This window comes from Allobosea sp. 10L422 (assembly GCF_056395345.1).
The window spans coordinates 274,924-297,345 of sequence record NZ_JBFTJI010000005.1 but is presented as its reverse complement, the minus strand read 5'-3'; the positions used below and the strand labels follow the sequence as shown (position 1 = coordinate 297,345).

Sequence of the window (22,422 nt, the reverse complement as noted above, 5' to 3'; positions counted from 1 at the left end):
TCGCGTTCGTCTCAGCCGGCATGTGAATAGGCAGCCGGCAGGCAGACGATGAAGCGGGCGCCGATCCGGCAGGCTTCGCCATCCGGCCCGACCGGACCCAGCCGGTTCTCCGCCCGGATCGAGCCGCGATGCGCCTCGACGATCTGGCGGGAGATCGAGAGGCCAAGGCCCGAATTCTGGCCGAAGCCCTCATTGGGGCGGTCCGTGTAGAAGCGCTCGAAGATCCGCTCCAGCGCATGCGGCTCGATGCCCGGCCCCTCGTCCTCGACGGTGACGAGCACATCGTTGGCGATGCGCGAGAGCATGACGCGCACCGGCTTGTCCGGCGGCGAGAAGGAGCGGGCGTTGTCGATGAGGTTGACCATGACCTGGCCGAGCCGCGAATCGTGGCCGAGCACGAGGAAGGCATCATTGCCGGCGCGCTGGCTGCGACGGTCGGCCACCAGTTCGATCCTGCCCTGGCCCTCGCGGCGAGTCTCGTTCTGGATCGTCACCACGGCTTCCAGAACCCGTCCCATATCGACCGGCGCCGAGTCGTTGCGTGCGAGTTCGGCATCGAGGCGCGAGGCGTCAGAGATGTCCGAAATCAGGCGATCGAGACGGCGCACATCGTGCTGGATCACCGCGAGCAGACGCGAGCGCGAATCGTCGGTCTTGGCGCGCGGCAAGGTCTCGACGGCGCTGCGCAGCGATGTCAGCGGGTTCTTGAGCTCATGCGCGACGTCCGCGGCGAAGCTCTCGATCGCCTCGATGCGGCTGTAGAGAGCCTTGGTCATGTCGCGCAACGTGCCCGACAGATGGCCGATCTCGTCGTGCCGGCTGCTGAAATCCGGGATCTGCTCGCGCGATTTCACGCCCTTGCGCACGCGCTGCGCGGCATCGGCGAGCTTGCGGATCGGCTCGGCGATGGTGCCGGCGAGCAGGACCGAGAGCACGATCATCACGCCCGCCGCGATGGCGAAGACCTGGAAGATGGCGAAACGCTCGGCGGCGATGACGGCATCGATGTCGCCGCCCTGCGTCGAGAGCAGCAGCGCGCCCTTGACTGTGCGGAAGCGCTGCACTGGCACCGCGACGGAGACGATCGTTTGCCCGCGGGTATTCACGCGCACCACGCTCGCCGGCGAGCCGGCCAGTGCGCGGGCGACCTCAGGGTAGGATTTGCCGTTGGCGTTCTCGAAATCGTCATAGGCCGGCACGTCGGCCTTCCCGAGCCGGTTGCGCAGCATGTTCCAGGTGCGCTCCAGCAGCGGCGGCTCGTCGGGCTCGCCGACGCGCGGCAGGTCGAGGCGCAACACGTCGCCGCGCGAATAGAGGCTGCGCGAGTCGAGTGTGAGCAGGCCGTCCTTGTCGTAGACCCGCGCGCGGGTCTTGGTCGGCGTGACCAGCCGGCGCAGCAGCGGCGCCACCTTTTCCGGGTTGATCGAGAAGTCGAGCGGATCCTCGGCGATGCCGGCGCTCTCGCCCGCCTGGAGCTGCAGAAGCTTGTCGGGATCGATGGTGATCGTGTCGATCTCGACCGTGGCCGAAGAGGCGATCGCGCCGGCGATGATCTCGCCTTGTGTCAGCAAGCTCTGCACGCGGGCCTCGATCAGGCCCTCGCGGAACTGGTTGAGGTAGAGGAAGCCCAGCAACAGCGCCACAAGGCCGCCGAGGTTGAGGACGAGGATGCGCCGCGTCAGGCTCGAGGCTGCGCGCGCCGAGATCGCGCGGCCCATCCGCCGCCAGACGAGGCCGACACGGCGGCGCAGCGCCCCGCGCCAGCCGGCGGCTGGCTTTGACGGCCGGGCCTGGTTGTCGACGGTTGCCATGGTTTGCGGCTGACTTCCCGCTCAGGAGACGATCGATGCGCCGGAGGCGGCGCGTCCCGCCTTCCTGCCTCAGACTTCCTTGAAACGATAGCCCACGCCGTAGAGCGTCTCGATCATATCGAACTCGGGATCGACCTGATTGAATTTCTTGCGCAGACGCTTGATGTGGCTGTCGATCGTGCGGTCGTCGACATAGACCTCGTCGTCATAGGCGGCGTCCATCAATGCGTTGCGGCTTTTCACCACACCGGGACGCTGCGCCAGCGACTGCAGGATCAGGAACTCGGTGACGGTGAGCGTCACCGGCTCGCCCTTCCAAGTGCAGGTGTGGCGCTCGGGGTCCATGCGCAGCAAGCCGCGCTCCAGCGCCTTGGCGTCCTCGGCGCGGGCAACCGTGGTGGTGTCCTTGGCRCCGGCGCGGCGCAGGATCGCCTTGACGCGCTCGACCAGCAGCCGCTGCGAGAACGGCTTCCGGATGAAGTCGTCGGCGCCCATCTTGAGGCCGAACAGCTCGTCGATCTCCTCGTCCTTCGAGGTCAGGAAGATGACCGGCAGATCGGATTTCTGGCGCAGGCGGCGCAGCAGCTCCATGCCGTCCATGCGCGGCATCTTGATATCGAAGATCGCGAGATCCGGCGGGTTCTGCTTCAACCCGTCGAGAGCCGAGGCACCGTCCGTATAGGTCATGATGCGATAGCCCTCTGCTTCGAGAGCGATGGAAACCGACGTCAGGATGTTGCGGTCGTCATCGACCAGCGCAATCGTTGGCATAAGGCTTTCGTCTCTTGGTCTCGTTGCAATAAACGGGTTCCCCTCTCGCGGGAGAGAGGCCAAAGCGTGGCGGCAATCTAGCCGGGACGTGGCGATTTGCCTATGTCCCCGTATCACAAGCCTGAAATCGGAGAGAGGTTCCATGGCCAAGGACCCCAAAGACGTCATCCAGCCGATGGACGACGGCGTACGCGCGGAGGCCAAGGGATTGCTGCGCGGCGCCCGCTCGGCGGCTCTCGCCACGCTCCGGCCCGACGGCCACCCATCGGCCAGCCTGGTCGGGCTCGCCACCGACATCGACGGCACGCCGATCATCCTGGTCTCGGCTCTGGCCGCCCATACGGCGAACCTTATCGCCGATCCCCGCGCTTCCCTTTTGATCTCGCCCGGCGGCAAGGGCGATCCGCTCGCCCATGCGCGCATCACGCTCAAGGTCCGGGCCCGCAAGATCGAGCGCGAGAGCGAGGAAGGCCTGCGCATCCGCCGCCGCTATCTGGCACGCCAGCCGAAATCCGCGCTCTATGCCGATTTCCCCGATTTCAGCTTCTTCGCGCTGATGGTCGAGGGGGCCAGCCTCAATGGCGGCTTCGCCCGCGCCTTCGCGCCGACGCCGGCCGATCTGATGAGCGATCCCGCCCATGCCGCTGCGCTCGCCGATGTCGAGGAAGGGGCTGTGGAGCATATGAATGCCGACCATGCCGAGGCGATCGGGCTCTATGCAACCCGGCTTCTCGCTGCCAGGCCGGGGGGCTGGCGGGCGATCGGTCTCGACCCCGACGGGCTCGACATGACGCTCGGCAGCGCCGCGGTGCGCCTGCCCTTCCCTGCTTCCGTAGACGGTCCTGCGGCCCTGCGCCGGACCCTCGCCGAGCTCGCCGGAAAGGCGCGTGCGCAGGCCGCCTGACGCAGCCGGAAGACCAGATCGGCGCCTTGGCTCGGGAGGCACCGCCTACCGATTCACCACGCCGGCATTTCAATCGATTTAGCGAATTCTGGAAGTAGACCGGGCTTTTCCAATGCTTGAGCCCGGGCGATCATGGCCGTAAAGACCGGGCGTGGCCCAGTGCCTTGCCTAGACGCCCGGACCGTCGACCGGCCCGTGCGGATGTGTTTCGACAACAGGTTGCCCTGACAGGGACCGGCCTCCGGAGGAATTCAGTGGACAATATCGGTCAGTTCAACGCCGCCCATGGTGCCGAGGCCTTCGGCTTCCGCAAGCTCAAGGCCGTGCGCTGGAACCTGGAAGCGCCGCAGCTCTATGAAGAGTCGCTGCGCCGTGGCGAATCCCAGCTGGCGCGTGGTGGCGCGCTCTGCGCCGATACGGGCACCCACACCGGCCGCTCGCCCAAGGACAAGTTCACGGTGCGCGACGCGTTGACCGAGAATACGGTCTGGTGGGACAACAACCAGGCGATGTCGCCTGAGCATTTCGAGACGCTGCTCGGCGACTTCCTGGCCCATGCCGAAGGCAAGGAGCTCTTCGCGCAGGATCTCTATGGCGGCGCCGACCCGGTTCACCGCGTCCGCGCCCGCGTCTACACCGAGATGGCCTGGCACTCGCTGTTCATCCGCAACCTGCTGATCCGCCCGCCGCGCGACGAGATCGACGGCTATGCGCCGGAGATGACGATCGTCGACCTGCCGAGCTTCAAGGCCGATCCGAAGCGCCATGGCTGCCGCAGCGAGACTGTCGTCGCCATCGACTTCACCCGCAAGATCGTGCTGATCGGCGGCTCGGCCTATGCCGGCGAGATGAAGAAATCGGTCTTCACCTATCTGAACTACGTTTTGCCGACCAAGGGCGTCGTGCCGATGCACTGCTCGGCCAATGTCGGCGCGAAGGACGATTCCGCGATCTTCTTCGGCCTCTCCGGCACCGGCAAGACGACCCTCTCGGCCGATCCCGACCGCACCCTGATCGGCGACGACGAGCATGGCTGGTCGAAGGAAGGCATCTTCAACTTCGAGGGCGGCTGCTACGCCAAGACGATCCGCCTCTCGGCCGAGGCCGAGCCGATGATCCACGCGGCATCGCTGCGCTTCGGCACTGTTCTCGAGAACATCGTCATGGACCCGCTGACGCGCGAGGTCGATTTCGACGACCAGTCGAAGACCGAGAACACCCGCTCGGCCTATCCGCTCGACTTCATCCCCAACGCCTCGCGCACCGGCCGCGCCGGCATCCCCAAGAACATCGTCATGCTGACGGCGGACGCCTTCGGCGTGATGCCGCCGATCGCCAAGCTGACCCCGGCAGAGGCGATGTACCACTTCCTTTCCGGCTACACCGCCAAGGTCGCCGGCACGGAGCGCGGCCTCACCGGCGTCGAGCCGGAATTCTCGACCTGCTTCGGCTCGCCCTTCCTGCCGCGCCACCCGTCGGAATACGCCAATCTGCTGCGCGACTTCATCGCCAAGCACCATGTCGATTGCTGGCTGGTGAACACCGGCTGGACCGGCGGCAAATACGGCACCGGCCGGCGCATGCCGATCCGCGTCACCCGCCGCCTGCTCTCGGCAGCGCTCGACGGTTCGCTCAACCGCGCCGATTTCCGCCGCGACCCCTATTTCGGCTTCGCGGTGCCGAGCTCGGTGCCCGGCGTCGAGCCGCACATCCTCTATCCGGTGAAGACCTGGGCCGACAAAGCCGCCTTCGCCGAGACAGCGAATGATCTCGTCGGCATGTTCGCCAAGAACTTCGCCAAGTTCGAGGCCCATGTCGACGACGCCGTGAAGGCGGCCGCCCCGACGAACTCGCTCGCGGCCTGACGCCAAGCCATCCGGCATGTGTTACGAGAGGCGGCSATGRGCCGCCTCTTTTYGATTSTGCTGAAGCTTCTCCTGACCCTCGTCATTCTCGGTGCCGCAACCTGGGGCACGGGCTTCCTGCTGTTCCGGCTCACGGGCGCGATCGCGATCGTCGGCGCGATCGGCTTCGGCATCGCCGCATTGGCCGGCCTCATCGGCGTCTGGACGAGCGATACGCGCCTGCCGCTCGGCTTTGCCATGGTCTTTGTTGGCCTGCTCTCCTGGTGGAGCAGCTTCCAGCCCTCGCATGATCGCGACTGGATTCCCGAGCTCGCCCGTCTTCCGACGATCGCACGCGAGGGCGACGTGCTGACCGTCTCCAACCTGCGCCATTTCCGCTGGCGCACGGAGGAGGACTACGACCGGCGCTGGGAGACGCGCCGCTACAACCTCGCTGCGATCAGCGGCGCCGACATCTTCCTCTCCTATTGGTCGGGCGAGGCGATCGCGCATCTCCTGGTCAGCTTCACCTTCTCGGATTCCGTGCCACTGACCTTCTCGATCGAGGTCCGGCGCGAAAAGGGCGAGGAATGGTCGGCGCTGGCCGGCTTCTTCCGCAGCTACGAGATGGCCTATGTCGCCGCGGACGAGCGCGACATCGTAGGTCTGCGCACCCATGCGCGGCATGAGGATGCCAGGCTCTTCCGCCTCAGCGCCTCCGCCAGCCAGGCGCGCGACCTGCTGCTCGCCTATATCGCCGATATCAACGACCTTGCCGCCAGGCCGCGCTGGTACAACACCCTGACGACCAATTGCACGACCGTGGTCTACCACCTCGTCGGCAGCGTCGCGCCCGGCTGGAAGTTCTCGCTGCCGCTCGACCCCCGTGTGCTGCTCTCCGGCTATCTGCCGGGCTATCTGCAGCAGATCGGCGCGATCCGGCAGGATATCCCGCTGGCCGAACTGGTCCGGCTCGCCCGCATCGGCGACCACGCTCGCACGCTCTCGCTCGACGACCCGGATTTCTCCGCGAAGATCAGGGAAGGCGTTCCGACGGGGCGGCCGTGAGGCACCGTGCCGTCATGGCCGGGCACGGGGCCGCGGGCCGGCCTAGCCCCCCGCCACAAAGCTCGCAACGTCTTGCTCGCCCTTGTGGCGAGCATCCCCGTCTTGAACACCGCTCTGTATCGACGAGGACGGGGATGATCGGCACGAGGCCGACCCTGACGGATCGGCTCGCCCCCCCTACCTGAAGAACAGGAAGGTCAGCACCACGAAGAGCGGGATGAGGATTGCACCCGACCAGAGCATGTAGCCGAAGAAGCTGGGCATCGCGACCTTTCGGTCCTTGGCGATGGCGTAGACCATGAAGTTCGGCGCGTTGCCGATATAGCTGTTCGCCCCCATGAACACCGCGCCCGCCGAGATCGCCGCCAGCGTCGACGCGCCGTTCGTCATCAGTGCCCTGGGGTCACCGCCGGCGAGCTCGAAGAAGACGAGATAGGTCGGCGCGTTGTCGAGGAAGGAGGAGAGCGCGCCGGTCAGCCAGAAATAGGCGGTCGTATTGGCGCCGCCATCGGCATTCGTCACCAGCGCGACCAGCGGCGCGAAGGCGCCTTCCCGCCCCGCCTGCAGCATCGCCAGAACCGGGATGATGCATATGAAGATGCCGGCGAAGAGCTTGGCGACCTCCTTGATCGGCCCCCAGGAGAACTCGTTGCCGGCGCGGACGGGGCCAGGCGTGAGCTTGAGCGAGAGACCTGCGAGAGCGAGCAGAATGACGTCGCGCAGCAGGTTCTGTCCTTCGACGGCGACACCGTGCACGGTGAAGGCGGTGCCCGGCTTCCAGTTCGCCGACATCAGGATCGCGGCGATGACGCCGGCCAGCAGCGGGATGTTGACCTTGCCCCAGAGCTTGATGGCGCGATCCGGCGTCGGGTCCTTGAGCGTCGGATAGCCCTTCTCCTTGCGGAAGAGGACGCTGTCGAATGCGTAGAACAGCGCCAACAGGACGATCACTGCGAAGGCGGTCTCCGGCAGCAAATGCGTCGTGGTCCAGAAGAAGTCGACGCCGCGCAGGAAGCCGAGGAAGAGCGGGGGGTCGCCGAGCGGCGTCAGCGATCCCCCGATATTCGAGACCAGGAAGATGAAGAAGACGACGACATGGACGTTGAAGCGCCGATCGTCATTCGCCCGCAGGACCGGGCGGATCATGATGATCGAAGCGCCGGTCGTGCCGACGAAGCTCGCGAGCACGGTGCCGATCGCCAGCAGGGTGGTGTTGGTCAGCGGCGTACCGCGCAAATTGCCGCTGATCAGGATGCCGCCGGCGATGGTGAAGAGCGCAAAGAGCAGGATGATGAAAGGGATGTAGTCGAGAAGCGCCGTGTGAAGCAGTGCACCGAGCGCCGGGTCGAGCCCTCTGAGAAGCACCAGCGGGACGAGCATGAGGGCGGCCCAGAAGGCGGCGAACTTGCCATAGTGACGCTCCCAGAGATGCGGAAACACCACCGGGCCCAGCGCGATCGAGAGCAGCATGCCGGCGAAGGGCAGAGCCCAGCCGGCACCCATCGTCGCCCCGCCGATATCGCCGGCGGCAAGCGCCGGCCCCCCGGCCAGAACGGCCGGCACCGCTGCGATCAAGACTCCCCCGCGCCGCGTCATCTCAGAGACCGGCCGTCAAGGCTTCGGCGCCTCGATCACCGGCGGCGCATTCAAATCGAAGCCGCCGGGCAGGCCCGGTCCGCCGAGGCCGGGGATCTGGATCGAATCGAACTGCTTGTCGATCGCCTTCTGGTCGAGCTGCACGGCCGATGCCTTGTAGTGCATCACCATTTGCGGGAAGAGCAGGACGAGCGCGACCATGATGCACTGGATCACCACGAAGGGCACCGCGCCCCAATAGATCTGGCCGGTGGTGACGGGCGCCATCATCTTGCCGGTGACGCGATCCTTGTAGGGGTTCTTCGGCGCGACCGAGCGCAGGAAGAACAGCGCGAAGCCAAAGGGCGGGTGCATGAACGACGTCTGCATGTTCACGCCGAGGATGACGCCGAACCAGATCAGATCGATCCCGAGCTTGTCCGCCGCCGGTCCGAGCAACGGCACGATGATGAAGGCCAGCTCGAAGAAGTCGAGGAAGAAGGCGAGCAGGAAGACCATCACGTTGACGACGATCAGGAAGCCCGTCGCGCCACCCGGCAGGCCGACGAGGAGATGCTCGACCCAGAGATGGCCGTTGACGCCGTAGAAAGTCAGCGAGAAGACGCGCGCGCCAACCAGAATGAAGAGCACGAAGGCCGAGAGCTTGGCGGTCGATTCCGTCGCCTGCCGGAGCAGCTCGAAGGTCATCCGCTTCTTGCCCCAGGCGAGCAGGATCGCGCCGGCAGCGCCCATCGCGCCACCTTCCGTCGGCGTGGCGACGCCGATGAAGATCGTACCGAGCACCAGGAAGATCAGTGCCAGCGGCGGCACCATCACGAAGATGACCTGCTCGGTCATCCGCGACAGCAGGTTGAGCTTCAGGAACTTGTTGATCAGCGCGATGACGAAGGAGACCGCCACCATCAGCGACATGGTGAGCACGACGAAGTCCGAGCCTGCCGTCACCTTCGTGAACAGCTTCATGTAGGCATAGGACAGGGCGAAGGCGATGAGCGTCACGACCAGCAGCGAGAAGCGCCGCGTCTTGCCGTCGGCATCGCGCAGCGTCTGCGCCTCCGGCGGCAGTCCCGGCGCACGTTGCGGGTAGACGATGGTGACGAGGAAGACGTAGCCGGCATAGAGGCTCGCCAGGACGAGGCCGGGGATGAAGGCGCCTTCATACATATCGCCGACCGAGCGGCCGAGCTGGTCGGCGAGCACGATCAGGACGAGCGAGGGCGGGATGATCTGAGCCAGCGTTCCGGATGCCGCGATGACGCCCGAGGCGAGGCGCCTGTCATAGCCGTAGCGCAGCATGATCGGCAGCGAGATCAGGCCCATCGAGATCACGGAAGCGGCGACGACGCCGGTGGTTGCCGCCAGGAGCGCGCCGACGAAGATCACCGCATAGGCGAGGCCGCCGCGAACGGGGCCGAAGAGCTGGCCGATGGTGTCGAGCAGGTCCTCCGCCATGCCGGAACGCTCGAGGACCAAGCCCATGAAAGTGAAGAACGGGATCGCCAGCAGCACGTCGTTGTTCATCGTGCCGTAGATGCGTTCCGGCAGGGCCTGGAGGAAATTCTCCTGGAACATGCCGAGATCGATGCCGATCAGCGCAAAGAGCAGGCCGTTGGCGGCGAGCGCGAAGGCGACGGGATAGCCAAGCAGCAGGAAGACGACGAGCGTCGCGAACATCACCGGCGCCATGTTGACGCGCAGGAAGTCGCCGACGCCGCCGCCGGCAGCGAAAGCGTCGCCGGTGTGGAGGCCGAAGAAGGCGATGACGGTGAGCGCCAGCAGCAGGCCGGCGACGCGCGGGAGGCGATGAGCGTGCATGGGATCGTTCCGGACTTCTTGCGGGCCGCTCACGAAGCGAGGCCCTGTTCCTTGGCTTGATCGAGCAGGCGCTGGGCTTCCGCCTCGGCCGCGGCCGCATGGCCGGCGGCGGCCTCTTGATCCTCAAGGTCGCCGCGCATGATCGCGATCTGCTTGATGATCTCGGAGACGCCCTGGAAGCTCAGCATCACGAAGCCGACGACGACGAGGCCCTTGGCGGGCCATTGCGGCAGGCCGCCAGCCGAGAGCGACTGCTCGTTGATGGCATAGGAACGCAGGAAGAACGGCCAGGAGTGGTAGACGATCAGCAGGCAGAACGGCATCAGGAAGAAGATATGGCCGAACAGCTCGATCCACTGGCGCACGCGCTTCGGCAGCATGCTGTTCACGATGTCGATGCGGATATGCTCCTTCACCTGCATCGTCCATGACGCGCACATCAGGAAGACCGCGCCGAACAGCATCCATTGCAGTTCGAGCCAGGCATTCGACGAGACGTTGAAGATCTTGCGGACGATCGCGTTGACCGTCGCGACGATCACCGCCGCGAGGATCAGCCAGGCGACCTTCCTGCCGATGAAGCCGTTGACCGCGTCGATGACACGGCTGATGGCGAGGAGACCCTTCACATTCCCGCTCCCGTGAGGGCGCAATTCTGCGCCGTTTCCGCCCCTTTGTCGGCAGGATCGGTATAGGAGGGATGCGCACCACGCAAGACTGTGTCGTTCTTATCCATTGGACCAAAGGACGACGCCCCGGACTGCACATTTTTGCGCCAACGGCTGTGCCGGCCCGCCACAGAAACGGCGGAGATGATTTATTATGTTCGCGTTCACCTTTGGGGAACAATATTCTCCATCACCGCTTCAACCGGCTGATTCGAGGCCGCGATGTGTCGTTTCCTCGCCTATTCAGGCGCACCCGTCTTTCTCGAGGATTTCGTCGCCTCGCCCTGCCATTCGCTGATCCATCAGTCGCTCCATGCCGAGGAGGCCAAGACCGGCACGAATGGCGACGGCTTCGGCGTCGGCTGGTATGGCGAGCGGGCCGAGCCGGGGCAGTATCGCGAGGTTCGCCCCGCCTGGTCCGACGAGAACCTGCTCTCGATCGCGCGGCAGGTGCGCTCCCATCTCTTCTTCGCCCATGTCCGGGCCGCGACCGGCACCGCGACGACGCGGGCCAACTGCCACCCCTTCGTTCATGGCCGCTATCTCTTCATGCATAACGGCCAGATCGGCGGCTACGGCCTGATCCGCAGGCAACTCGAGGCGCTGATCCCGGATGCGCTCTACGGCGCCCGCGCCGGCACCACCGATTCCGAGGCCCTCTTCCTGCTCGCCCTCTCCCATCTCGCCGAAGGAATGGCACCGGGCGAAGCGCTTGCCGCCGCCCTCTCCGACACCCTCGCCCTGATGGAACGGACGGGCGTCCGCGAGCCGCTGCGCTGCGCGGCCGCGCTCGCCGACGGAGAAACGATCCACGCGATCCGCTGGTCCTCCGACACGAGGCCGCCGAGCCTTTATGTCTGCCCGCGGCCAGATAGTGTCGTCGTCGCCTCAGAGCCCGTCGACGCCGCCCGCGAATGCTGGCAGGCCCTGCCCTGCAATACGCTGGCCAGGGTCGAGGGTGGCAAGGTCACGCTTGCGCCCTTCCTGGTCGGGCTGCGGCAGGCGGCTTGAACCGGCAGCAGCACCGAGAGGCAGTTGGAAAGGGGCCGCTATGCACGGCCCCTCTCCGAAAGCGGTGCCGGGCCTCAGTTGTGGTGGGGCAGCACGCCGCTATTGCCGCCCGACTGGTCTGATTGATTGGACTGGTCGGACCGGGCATTGAAGTGATTGTGATAGGCCAGATACTGCGCCTGTTCCGCCGCGGCCCGCTGGCTCTCGCTCTGTTCGTGCACGATGCTCTCCGCACCGAGTTCGGCGGCATAAGCGGCCGACCCGGCCCCCGAGAGAATCACCACGGCGGCGACGGCAACGATCTTGCGTGAAAGCATGACAGCCTCCTGCACCTTGTCCTTGTCACCCGTCAAGCTCAAGTAACCATCCCGCAGTAGCTGCCAATACTCCTCGTTGACTGCTTTCACTCACTTTCACGTGTATCGCCCGAAACTCGCCGAGTACATGCGCTACCCGCTTGAACCAGCCGCCGCCGGCGGGCGTGAACGGCGAATACGCCCTGGAATGCGCGGCTGCCATGCGCCGCGCGCGCTGACGCATCCCCTGTTGCCTTCCTACGTCGAGCGCCTAGCTTGGCCGTTCAGGCAAGGCCGCTTCCACGAAAGGCACGGGCGATGAAGAAGGGTTCGGATCTTCTGGTCGAGGCGCTGGAGAATGAAGGCGTCGATCGCGTCTTCGGCGTTCCGGGCGAAGAAAACCTCGATGTCGTCGAGTCCCTGCGCAAATCGAAAATCGAGCTGGTGCTGACGCGCCACGAACAGGCCGCCGCCTTCATGGCCGCGACGCATGGGCGGCTGACCGGCCGCCCCGGCGTCTGCATCGCGACGCTCGGCCCGGGCGCGCTGAACTTCTCGACCGGCGCGGCCTACGCCCATCTCGGCGCCATGCCGATGATCCTGATCACCGGGCAGAAGGCGATCATGACGGCCAAGCAGGCGCGCTTCCAGATCGTCGACGTCGTCGCCTCGATGCGTCCGCTCACCAAGATGACGCGCCAGATCGTCAGCCCGGCCAGCATCCCCTCGGTGGTGCGCGATGCCTTCCGCGTCGCGATGGAAGAGCGGCCGGGCCCGGTCCATCTCGAACTGCCCGAGGACGTCGCCGCCGAGGAGATCGAGGATACCGCGCTGATCCCGGTGCATCCGCTGGATCGGCCGATCGCTCCGGACGCGCCTTTGGACCGCGCAGCCGAGATGATCCTTGCCGCCAAACGGCCGCTGGTGATGATCGGCGCCGCCGGCAACCGGCCGCGACTGGTCGAACCGCTTTCCGCCTTCGTGCGCCGCACCGGCCTGCCCTTCTTCAACACGCAGATGGGCAAGGGCGCCGTCACCGGCGGCTCGAACCTCTATATCGGCACGGCCGCGCTGTCGGAGGGCGATTATGTCCATGAGGCGGTGGCGCTGGCCGATCTCATCATCGCCGTCGGACACGACACCATCGAGAAGCCACCCTTCCTGATGCGCAATGCGGGCGGGCCGAAGGTGATCCATATCGGCTACCAGTCGGCCAATGTCGAACAGGTCTACCACCCCGATGCGGAGGTGATCGGCGATATCGGCGCGACGGTGACGGGGTTGGCCGAGCGGCTCGAAGGCAAGGTGCCCGAGCAGAAGCAGATGCTGGAGCTGCGCCAGAAGATCCTGACGAAGATCAATGCCCGCGCCGAAGAGGACCGCTTCCCGGTGACGCCGCAGCGGCTCGTCCATGACGTGCGCGCGGTGATGCCGGAGGATGGCGTCGTCTGCCTCGACAACGGCATGTACAAGATCTGGTTCGCGCGGAACTACCGCACGCATGTCGCCAACACGCTGCTGCTCGACAATGCGCTGGCGACGATGGGCGCCGGCCTGCCCTCGGCGATGATGGCGGCGATGCTCCATCCCGAGCGGCGCGTCATGGCCGTCTGCGGCGATGGCGGCTTCATGATGAACTCGCAGGAGATGGAGACCGCCGTCAGGCTCGGCCTCAACCTCGTCGTGCTCGTGCTGAACGATGGCGCCTACGGCATGATCCGCTGGAAGCAGGCCGTCGACAAGTTCCCCGATTACGGCATGACCTTCGGCAACCCCGATTTCGTGCGTTATGCCGAGTCCTATGGCGCGAAGGGCTCGCGCGTGACCTCGGCAGAGGCGTTGGTGCCGACGCTGGAGGCCGCCTTCAAGGGCGGGGGTGTCCATCTCGTCGACTGCCCGATCGACTATTCCGAGAACACCCGCGTCCTGGTCGAGGAACTGCGCAACAAGGTGCCGGACGTCGATCTGGCTTAGCAGTCGCTATCACCGAAGCCCTCATCCTGAGGAGCAAGCGGAGCTTGCGTCTCGAAGGATGGTTCAGATGCTTCCGGAGCCTCCTGAAACATCCTTCGAGACGCCATTCCCGAGAGAATGGCTCCTCAGGATGAGGGCTCCGGAGCGTGACGATCAACGTTCTAAAGGAGAGACGACCATGCTCAGGGTTGTTCAAGCCTATGACCGCGCCACGATCACGGAGATCGAGACCGACGACGAGGCCGCGCTCGAACGCAAGCTCCAGGCGGCCCAAGAGGTCTTCCGGGACCGTGACAATTGGCTGAAGCCGCATCAGCGCATCGCGATCCTGCGCAAGCTCGCCGGCCTCCTCGAAGCGAAGCGCGACCATTTCGCCATGCAGATCGCCCGCGAAGGCGGCAAGCCGCTGCCTGACGCGATCGTCGAGGCGAACCGGGCCGTCGACGGCATCCATAATGCCGCCGACGAGCTGCGCAATTTCGCCGGGCGCGAGATCCCGATGGGGCTCACGGCTGCAGCCGCCGATCGCTGGGCCTTCACGACCAAGGAGCCGATCGGCATCGTCGCCGCGATCTCGGCCTTCAACCACCCGCTCAACCTGATCGTCCATCAGGTTGCGCCGGCCATCGCTGTCGGCTGCCCGGTCATCGTCAAGCCGGCCGGCACGACGCCGCTCTCCTGCATCGACTTCGTCAAGCTGGTGCATGAGGCCGGATTGCCCGAGGCGTGGTGCCAGACCTTCGTGCCCACCGAGACGGCGCTGGCCGAGAAGCTCGCGACCGATCCGCGCGTTGCCTTCCTGAGTTTCATCGGCTCGGCCAAGGTCGGCTGGTATCTGCACTCCAAGCTCGCCCATGGCGCCCGCTCGGCGCTGGAGCATGGCGGCGTCGCGCCGGCGATCGTCGACAAGAGCGCCGATCTCGACGCGATCATCGAGCCGCTCGTGAAGGGCGGCTACTATCATGCGGGCCAGGTCTGCGTGTCGACGCAGCGCATCTATGTGCATGACGACATCGTCAACGACTTCACCGAGCGGCTCATCGCGCGGGTGAAGAAGCTGCGCACCGGCGATCCGACGCTGGGGGATACCGAGGTCGGCCCCCTGATCATCCCCAAGGAGGCCGACCGCGTGGCGTCCTGGATCGACGAAGCGGTGAAGGGTGGCGCCAAGCTCGCGACCGGCGGCAAGCGCCTGTCGGAGACGACGCTGGAGCCCGCAGTGCTGATCGACCCGGCACCGGAAGCCCGCATCTCGAGCGAAGAGGTGTTCGGCCCGGTCGTCGCGATCTACCGCTACGGCAAGCTCGACGACGCCATCGCGCGGGCGAACTCTCTGCCCGTTTCCTTCCAGGCCAGCATTTTCGCGCAGGACATCGACGTGGCCATGAGGGCCGCGAACCGGCTCGAGGCCTCGGCGGTGATGGTGAACGACCCCACGACCTTCCGCACCGACTGGATGCCCTTCGCCGGCCGGCGCGTCTCGGGCTACGGCACCGGCGGCATCCCCTACACCATGCGCGACATGACGCAGGAGAAGATGATCCTGTTGAAGCGACGCTGAACGCGCGGCGCGGCGGAGCGTGACGCTTCGCCGCGCCCTGCCAACCGGCAGAATCCAGAGTACCCCCACAAGACAAAACTCGGAAACGACTGCGTTTTCAGCAAGTATCCGACGCAATATCATCAGTTTACGACCATTCTAAACTGATAAGATTTGATTGACCCTTGCCGCTCGGGTGCCTAGGCACTGGCTACATGCGCCGCGAATAGCTGATCGCGACGCGCAACCGGGCCAGGCTCGTCGTGATCGTTCCGTTTCTCATCATGCTCCGCGAAGGCATCGAGGCCGCGCTGATCGTCGGCATCGTCGCGAGCTATCTGGTCCGGACCGGCCGGCGCGAGTGGCTGCCCGCGCTCTGGCTCGGGGTCGGACTCGCCTGCGCGGTGAGCCTCGCCGCCGGTGCGGCGCTCGACATCATCGTCGGTGAACTGCCGCAGCGCGGGCAGGAATTGTTCGAGGCCGTCATCGGCCTGATCGCCGCGGCGATGTTGACCTCGATGGTGTTCTGGATGCGCAAGGCGGCCCGCTCGATCAAGGGCGAGCTGCAGGCTGGCGTCGACGCCGCGCTAGCCGGCGGGCATCAAGGTCTCGCGCTGGTCGGCCTCGCCTTTCTCGCGGTGGTGCGCGAGGGGTTGGAGTCAGTCTTCTTCCTGCTCGCTATCTTCCAGCAGAACGGCGGCTGGGCTCCGGCGCTCGGCGCCACTCTGGGCATCCTGCTTGCGGCGGCAGCCGGTTACGCAATCTATGCGCTGGGCGTGAAGCTCAACCTGCGCATCTTCTTCCGCTGGACCGGCATCCTGATCCTGTTCGTCGCCGCCGGGCTCGTGGCCAATGCCGTGCGCTCCCTGCACGAAGCGGGGCTCTGGAACCATCTCCAGCAGAATGTCTACGACCTCAGCGCCACGCTGCCGGCGGATAGCCCGCTCGGCGTCGTCCTATCGGGTTTCTTGGGCTATCAGGAGCGGGCGACGCTCGGCGAAGTCATCGCCTATCTGGGCTTCCTGCTCCCGACGCTTGCCCTGTTTCTCTTTGCCGGGCGCGAAGAGCGGGGCAACGCAGTCACGCCTCGGCCCGAGGCCAGGCGCTCGCCGCGCCTGAGGCTGGCCGGCATCGGCACGCTGCTGCTGATCTGCGGCGGTGTCGGCGCCTTCATCTACGCGGCCGGAAACGGCGCGCGCCGTGGCGCCGAGGCCAGCACAAGCGACATCGCCGTCGCCATCACCGATCGCACCTGCGAGCCTTCGACGCTGACCATTCCTGCCGGCAAGGCCAGTTTCGTCGTGACAAATCGCGGCGAGCGCGTGCTGGAATGGGAAATCCTCGACGGCGTGATGGTGCTGGAGGAGCGCGAGAACATTGCGCCCGGCCAGTCCCGGCGGCTGACGACGCAGCTCCATCCCGGCGAATACGCCATCACCTGCGGGCTGCTCAGCGCGCCGCGCGGCAGGCTCGTCGTGCAGGCCTCGGCGGCGCAGCCGCGCCCTGCCCTGACGCTGATGGACATGGTCGGCCCGGCCGCCGAATATCGCGCCTTCCTGAGCGAGCGCTCGGCCGCCCTCGGCGCGGCGCTCTACGCCCTCGAGCAAGCGCACGGCGCAGGCAACGCCGAGGCTGCGGACGAGGCCCGCCGTGATGCCGCCGTGCTGCTGCCCACTTTGCGCCCGGCAACCATGGGGGATGCCAGACTCGAAGCCCTCTTCGGCAAGGTGCAGATAGCCCTCGCTGGCGAGGCCGCGGTCGCAGCGTCCGAGGTCAAGCTGGATGCCGAAGCCTTCCGCGTCGCTCTCGGCCAACGCACCGTCCTGCCCGACACGATGCTGGCAGGTGCAATCGCTCTTCTGTCCGCTCAGGACGGAGAGACGGCCTCGCCGGAGGATGTTGCCGCTGCAAGCGGCATCGCGCGGCTGCTACTGCCGTTGACGGCGCGGATCGACCCCGAGTTGGCGGCGCGGACGAAAGCCGTGCTCGCGGCCCTCCCCAATGACGCCAAGCCGGGCGGCGCGATCCGGTCGCTCGTCGAGGATCTTTCGGCCATGCGTAAGGCGCTCGCCCTCCCCGAAGCGGAGCGCAAATCATGACCAGGCCGGGCAAGAGCTTCACACCATCGCGGCGGTCGCTGCTGACGGGCGGCGCAGCGGCGATCGGGAGCGCCTCGCTGGCACGGGCGGCGAGCGAACCGGCACAGAATCCTGCGGCTGCGCCGGAGAGCGACGCGACCGCCCAGCGCCAGCCCTTTCACGGCATCCATCAATCCGGCATCGTCACGCCTCGCCCGGCGACCGGCCTGGTGGCCGCCTTCGACGTCACCGCGACCTCGCTCGACGAGCTCGAACGGCTCTTCCGGCTGCTCAGCGAACGCATCGCCTTCCTGATGCAGGGCGGGCCGGCCCCCACCGCCGATCCCGGCTTCCCCCCACCGGACAGCGGCATTCTCGGCCCGGTCATCGCACCCGACAACCTGACTATAACGGTCGCGCTCGGCGCCTCGCTCTTCGACGAGCGCTTCGGCTTAGGTCCGCTGAAGCCGAAACGCCTGCAGCGGATGAAGCGCTTCCGCAACGACGCGCTCGACGGCGCGCTCTGCCATGGCGACCTGCTGCTGCAATTCTGCGCCAACACGGCCGACACCAGCATCCACGCGCTGCGCGATATCCTGAAGAACGCGCCGGACCTCATCCTGCTGCGCTGGAAGCAGGAGGGTACTGTCCCCGTCCTCAAACCCAAGTCCAGCGGGCCGGCCGAGAGCGCCCGCAACCTGCTCGGCTTCCGCGACGGCACCGCCAATCCCGACGCCGCCGACAAGGCGTCGATGGACCGTCTCGTCTGGATTCAGCCCGGCTCGGACGAGCCGGAATGGGCCGCCAATGGCAGCTATCAGGTGGTCCGGATCATCCGGAACTTCGTCGAGCGCTGGGATCGCACGCCACTCGGCGAGCAGGAAGCGATCATGGGCCGCCAGAAGGCGAGCGGCGCGCCCTTCGGCGGCCAGCGCGAATATGACGAGCCGGTCTATGCCGACGATCTCGAGGGAAAGCGCACCAGGCTCGACGCCCATATCCGGCTCGCCAATCCGCGCCGGCCGGAGACGGAAGCCAGCCGGATGCTGCGCCGGCCCTTCAACTATTCCAACGGCGTCACCCGCGCCGGCCAGCTCGACATGGGGCTGCTCTTCATCTGCTTCCAGCAGGACCTCGAGCGCAGCTTCATCGCCGTGCAGAAGCGGCTCGATGGCGAACCGCTGGAGGAATACATCAAGCCGGTCGGCGGCGGCTATTTCTTCGCCCTGCCCGGCGTGCCCGATGCCGGAAGCTATCTCGGCGCCGGTTTGATCCGGGCCGCGCGCGGCATCGCGCCTGCCTCGGCCAGGACTTTCCCCCGCAAGACAGGAGACTGATATGAGCTTGCGCTTCGCATGGCTGGCCGGGGCCGGCCTGTTCGCCATCATCGCGGCAGGGCCGGCCTTCGCCGTCTCGCCGCTCGACCTCGTGGCACCGGTCTCCGAGTACAAGATCTATGTCTCTAAGGGCGTCGACCAGCTGGTGAAGGACACCAAGGCCTTCACCGACGCGGTCAAGGCCGGCGATCTCGCCAAGGCCAGGGCGCTCTACGCGCCGACCCGCGTCTCCTACGAAAAGATCGAGCCGGTCGCCGAGCTGTTCAGCGACCTCGACGGCAAGATCGACTCGCGCGCCGACGACCATGAGAAGAAGGAGGAAGATCCGGAGTTCACCGGCTTCCACCGCATCGAATACGGGCTCTTCGCCAAGAACAGCACGGACGGGCTCGCCCCCATCGCCGACAAGCTGCTCGCCGATGTCACCGAGTTGCAGGGCCGCATCAAGGGCCTGACGATCCCGCCGGACAAGATGGTCGGCGGCGCGGCCGTGCTGATCGAGGAGGTTGCGGCCACCAAGATCTCCGGCGAGGAAGACCGCTACAGCCACACCGACCTCTGGGACTTCCAGGCCAATGTCGACGGCGCCAAGACAATCGTCGACCTGCTGCGGCCCCTGGTCACAAAGGAAGACAAGGCGCTCGCGGCCAAGATCGACGCGAATTTCGCGACCGTCGACAAGACGCTGGCGAAGTACAAGCTCGGGGATGGCGGCTTCGAGACCTATGACAAGCTGAGCGAGACCGACCGCAAGGCGCTGGCCGCGATGATCACGACCCTGGCCGAGGACCTCTCCAAGCTGCGCGGCGTGCTCGGACTCGGCTGAGTCCCCATCGGATCTTCGAGGGAAGCGGCTTCCGCAGTTCGGGAAGCCGACCTGACACAGAACGGTCACGCGAGCGCGGCACTCGACAGGCTGGAGCCGATGCGCCATGGACGGCGCATCGGCGACAGACGCCCCTTCGCAGACATGGACAGCCTGCTCTCATGACCGACATTTCCGCCAAAAACCCGGCCGCACAGGGCCGCATCGCCCTGCTGGGCTGCCCGATCGAGGTCGGCGCCTCGCGTCGCGGCGCGCTGATGGGTCCGGCCGGCCTGCGCACGGCGGGCCTCGTGCGCGTGCTGGAAGACCTCGGCTACGCCGTCGCGGACCATGGCGACATTCTCGCGCGCGACCTGAAACCGGTGGACGGCCCGGCGCCCGACAATGCCCGCTTCTACCATGAGATCGCCGCCTGGATGCGCGCGCTGAGCGCCGGCGCCTATGAGCTTGCCCGCACCGGCGACACGCCGATCTTCCTCGGCGGCGATCACAGCCTGTCGATGGGCTCGGTCAATGGCGTTGCCCGCTACTGGCAGGAGCAGGGCCGCAAGCTCTTCGTGCTCTGGCTCGACGCCCATGCCGATTTCAACATGCCGGCGATCTCGCCCTCCGGGAATATGCACGGCATGTCCTCCGCCTTCCTCTGCGGCGAAGCCGGCCTCGACGACCTGCTCGGCTCCGAGCCGCGCGCTTCGATCTCGCCGGAGCAGCTCAGCCTCTTCGGCATCCGCTCGATCGACCCGCTGGAGAAGGCGGCGGTGAAGGCACGCGGCGTCGATATCGCCGACATGCGCGCCATCGACGAGCACGGCGTCGGCGTGCTGATCCGCAAGGTGATCGACAAGGTGCGCGCGGCGGATGGCGTGCTCCATGTCAGCTTCGACGTCGATTTCATCGACCCGCCGCTGGCGCCCGGCGTCGGCACCACCGTGCCGGGCGGCGCGACCTATCGCGAGGCGCATCTGGTGATGGAGCTGCTGCACGATTCCGGGCTGGTGCGCTCGATGGACATCGTCGAGCTCAACCCCTTCCTCGACGATCGCGGCCAGACGGCCCGCCTCGCCGTCGAGCTCGCCGGCAGCCTGTTCGGCCAGCAGATCACCGACCGGCAGACGCCGTCGAACGCCATCGGCGCAGCCTGAATCCAAAAACGAAAACACCGTGCGCCTCGATGGGCGCACGGTGCTTCAATGCGTTTCACGCCTCGGGCGTGGCGGCCTTACACCGCCAGCGCGAAGCCGTCCTTGCGATGGTCGGAGGCGCCGAACATCACGCCACGCTTGTGGTCGACCCAGATCGCCTGGCATCCGCCGAGAGGCTCCTCTGCCCAGACCACGTCATGGCCGCGCGCCTTGAGATCGGCGGCGACAGCGGCCGGGATCGTCGTTTCCAGCGAGAGCTTGCCGTCATAGGCGAAGCTGCGCGGCGCATCCGAGGCCTGCTGCGGATCGAGGCCGCGGTCGAGAATGCCGGACAGGAAATGGACATGGCCCGTCGACTGATACTGGCCGCCCATCACGCCCATCGGCATGATCGCCTTGCCGTCCTTGGCCAGCATGCCCGGAATGATCGTGTGGAAGGGGCGCTTGCGCGGCGCGATGGCGTTGGGGTGCCCCTCGATCAGCCGGAAGCCGGAGCCGCGATTCTGCAGCATGACGCCGGCCTTCGATGCGTAGATGCCGCTGCCGAAGGCGGAGAACAGCGAATTGATGAAGGACACCATGTTGCCGTCGCCGTCGACGACGCAGAGATAGATCGTGTCCTTGTGCAGGGGCATGTCGAAGGCTTCCGCCGCCGCCGCCTTCTCGAGGCTGATCTCCTTGCGGATGCGGCTGACGAACTGGTCGGAAAGGAAAGCCCCGGTGTCGAAGGGGCTGACGGTGGGGTCGGCCACCAGCGCGTCGCGCTGGCGATAGGCGGCCTTGCTGGCTTCGGCCAGGAGATGGATGCGATCGGCTTCGCTCAGCGCCCCGTCCTTGAGGTCGAAGCCTTCGAGGATGCGCGCGATCAGTAGCGCGGCGATGCCCTGGCCGTTCGGCGGGCATTCCCAGAGGCGGTGGCCGCGATAATCCGCGCCGATCGGATCGACATAATCGGACTTCGCAGCGGCGAAGTCATCGAGCCCGATCAGGCTGCCGGCGCCCTTGAGCACCGCGACCATGTCCTCGGCGAGCTCACCTTCGTAGAAGGCTGAGCGGCCCTCGCGGGCGATGCGGCGCAGCGTCCTGCCGAGCGCCGGATGGACCATCTTGTCGCCGACGGCAGGGGGATTGCCGCCCGGCAGGTAGACGGCGTTGCCGAGCCCGTGCTTCTCGATGCGACCGCGGGCCTTCGCCCAGTCGAGCGCGACGCGCGGCGTCACCACGAAGCCCTCCTCGGCGGCGCGGATCGCCGGCGCGAAGATCTCGTCGAGGCTCTTGCTGCCATGGTCGGCGACGAGGCGGCACCAGGCGTCGATGGCGCCGGGCACGGTGACCGCATGGGGCGAATCCGCGGCGATCGCGGTCATGCCCTGGCCGAGGAACCAGCCGAGTTCAGCCTTGGCGGCGGAGCGGCCGGAGCCGTTGAGCGCGACCATCTTGCCTTTGGCCGGCGCATAGATCGCGAAGCAGTCGCCGCCGATGCCGGTCATGTGCGGATCGACCACGGCCTGGACGGCGACCGCCGCGATGGCAGCGTCGATGGCGTTGCCGCCGGCGCGCAGGATATCGACGGCGGCCAGTGTCGAGGCGGGATGCGAGGTCGCCGCCATGCCGCGGTCACCGACCGCAACCGGCCGGCCCGGAACCATGAAATCGCGCTTGCCCCAACTCATCCGTCGTCTCCGCCTCTACCGCGCCTTCGTTTCGGGGGCGCTCGTTTCGCACAAGGCTTTGGCGCGCC

General features: G+C 66.6%; 17 protein-coding genes and 1 pseudogene. 11 read left to right on the top strand and 7 right to left on the bottom strand.

Annotated elements, in window-relative coordinates; all coding sequences use genetic code 11:
* Positions 1–11 precede the first annotated feature (11 nt).
* Positions 12–1,811, bottom strand: coding sequence for a stimulus-sensing domain-containing protein (locus AC1DEZ_RS13135; RefSeq protein ID WP_476779787.1), 1,800 nt, complete (start codon positions 1,809–1,811; stop codon positions 12–14).
* A gap of 69 nt (positions 1,812–1,880) precedes the next feature.
* Positions 1,881–2,582, bottom strand: a complete 702-nt coding sequence (locus tag AC1DEZ_RS13130; protein ID WP_441509329.1) for a response regulator transcription factor — start codon at positions 2,580–2,582, stop codon at positions 1,881–1,883.
* A gap of 142 nt (positions 2,583–2,724) precedes the next feature.
* On the opposite strand from AC1DEZ_RS13130, the gene AC1DEZ_RS13125 reads away from it, so the two are divergent.
* The 3 genes from AC1DEZ_RS13125 to AC1DEZ_RS13115 all read left to right on the top strand — a co-directional run bounded on the left by AC1DEZ_RS13125 (position 2,725) and on the right by AC1DEZ_RS13115 (position 6,398).
* Entirely contained in the window at positions 2,725–3,486 is a 762-nt protein-coding gene (locus AC1DEZ_RS13125; RefSeq protein ID WP_441509330.1) for a HugZ family pyridoxamine 5'-phosphate oxidase, read from the top strand.
* 254 nt (positions 3,487–3,740) lie between these two features.
* Positions 3,741–5,351 carry a phosphoenolpyruvate carboxykinase gene (locus AC1DEZ_RS13120; RefSeq protein ID WP_441509331.1) on the top strand — a complete coding sequence of 537 codons (1,611 nt, stop codon included), beginning with the start codon at positions 3,741–3,743 and terminating at the stop codon, positions 5,349–5,351.
* Positions 5,352–5,387: 36 nt separating this feature from the next.
* Positions 5,388–6,398: an Lnb N-terminal periplasmic domain-containing protein gene (locus AC1DEZ_RS13115; protein ID WP_476779786.1), complete on the top strand. Its 1,011-nt coding sequence runs from the start codon at positions 5,388–5,390 to the stop codon at positions 6,396–6,398.
* 177 nt (positions 6,399–6,575) lie between these two features.
* On the opposite strand, the gene AC1DEZ_RS13110 is transcribed toward AC1DEZ_RS13115, so the two are convergent.
* The 3 genes from AC1DEZ_RS13110 to AC1DEZ_RS13100 form a co-directional block, all read right to left on the bottom strand.
* Positions 6,576–7,994: a sodium:proton antiporter gene (locus AC1DEZ_RS13110; protein ID WP_441509333.1), complete on the bottom strand. Its 1,419-nt coding sequence runs from the start codon at positions 7,992–7,994 to the stop codon at positions 6,576–6,578.
* Positions 7,995–8,009: 15 nt separating this feature from the next.
* Positions 8,010–9,680 (bottom strand): TRAP transporter large permease, encoded by a 1,671-nt coding sequence (locus AC1DEZ_RS13105; protein ID WP_441510091.1) that lies wholly within the window; start codon positions 9,678–9,680, stop codon positions 8,010–8,012.
* 158 nt (positions 9,681–9,838) lie between these two features.
* A complete protein-coding gene (locus tag AC1DEZ_RS13100) occupies positions 9,839–10,438 on the bottom strand; it encodes a TRAP transporter small permease subunit (RefSeq protein ID WP_441509334.1) in 600 nt (199 codons plus the stop codon).
* Positions 10,439–10,699: 261 nt separating this feature from the next.
* Here AC1DEZ_RS13100 and AC1DEZ_RS13095 point away from each other — a divergent pair, with 261 nt between their 5' ends.
* On the top strand, positions 10,700–11,488 hold the full coding sequence (locus AC1DEZ_RS13095; RefSeq protein ID WP_441509335.1) for a class II glutamine amidotransferase: 789 nt from the start codon (positions 10,700–10,702) through the stop codon (positions 11,486–11,488).
* Between the two features lie 74 nt (positions 11,489–11,562).
* On the opposite strand, the gene AC1DEZ_RS13090 is transcribed toward AC1DEZ_RS13095, so the two are convergent.
* Complete coding sequence (locus AC1DEZ_RS13090; RefSeq protein ID WP_441509336.1) at positions 11,563–11,895, bottom strand: hypothetical protein; 333 nt, start codon at positions 11,893–11,895, stop codon at positions 11,563–11,565.
* A gap of 207 nt (positions 11,896–12,102) precedes the next feature.
* On the opposite strand from AC1DEZ_RS13090, the gene AC1DEZ_RS13085 reads away from it, so the two are divergent.
* The 7 genes and pseudogenes from AC1DEZ_RS13085 (at position 12,103) to rocF (ending at position 20,681) form a co-directional block, all read left to right on the top strand.
* Entirely contained in the window at positions 12,103–13,758 is a 1,656-nt protein-coding gene (locus tag AC1DEZ_RS13085) for an acetolactate synthase large subunit (protein WP_441509337.1), read from the top strand.
* Positions 13,759–13,936: 178 nt separating this feature from the next.
* Complete coding sequence (locus AC1DEZ_RS13080) at positions 13,937–15,319, top strand: aldehyde dehydrogenase family protein (protein WP_441509338.1); 1,383 nt, start codon at positions 13,937–13,939, stop codon at positions 15,317–15,319.
* Positions 15,320–15,561: 242 nt separating this feature from the next.
* Positions 15,562–16,347: pseudogene (gene efeU, locus AC1DEZ_RS13075) on the top strand (iron uptake transporter permease EfeU); the annotation flags it as partial.
* Positions 16,321–17,397, top strand: a complete 1,077-nt coding sequence (locus AC1DEZ_RS13070) for a cupredoxin domain-containing protein (protein ID WP_476779810.1) — start codon at positions 16,321–16,323, stop codon at positions 17,395–17,397. The pseudogene efeU and the gene AC1DEZ_RS13070, both read left to right, overlap by 27 nt.
* Positions 17,394–18,713, top strand: a complete 1,320-nt coding sequence (gene efeB / locus AC1DEZ_RS13065) for an iron uptake transporter deferrochelatase/peroxidase subunit (protein ID WP_476779785.1) — start codon at positions 17,394–17,396, stop codon at positions 18,711–18,713. The genes AC1DEZ_RS13070 and efeB overlap by 4 nt, the downstream gene beginning before the upstream one ends.
* Before the next feature lies 1 nt (position 18,714).
* Complete coding sequence (efeO, locus tag AC1DEZ_RS13060) at positions 18,715–19,539, top strand: iron uptake system protein EfeO (RefSeq protein WP_476779784.1); 825 nt, start codon at positions 18,715–18,717, stop codon at positions 19,537–19,539.
* 161 nt (positions 19,540–19,700) lie between these two features.
* On the top strand, positions 19,701–20,681 hold the full coding sequence (gene rocF, locus AC1DEZ_RS13055; protein ID WP_441509340.1) for an arginase: 981 nt from the start codon (positions 19,701–19,703) through the stop codon (positions 20,679–20,681).
* Positions 20,682–20,758: 77 nt separating this feature from the next.
* On the opposite strand, the gene ggt is transcribed toward rocF, so the two are convergent.
* On the bottom strand, positions 20,759–22,354 hold the full coding sequence (ggt, locus tag AC1DEZ_RS13050) for a gamma-glutamyltransferase (RefSeq protein WP_441509341.1): 1,596 nt from the start codon (positions 22,352–22,354) through the stop codon (positions 20,759–20,761).
* Between the last annotated feature and the right edge of the window lie 68 nt (positions 22,355–22,422).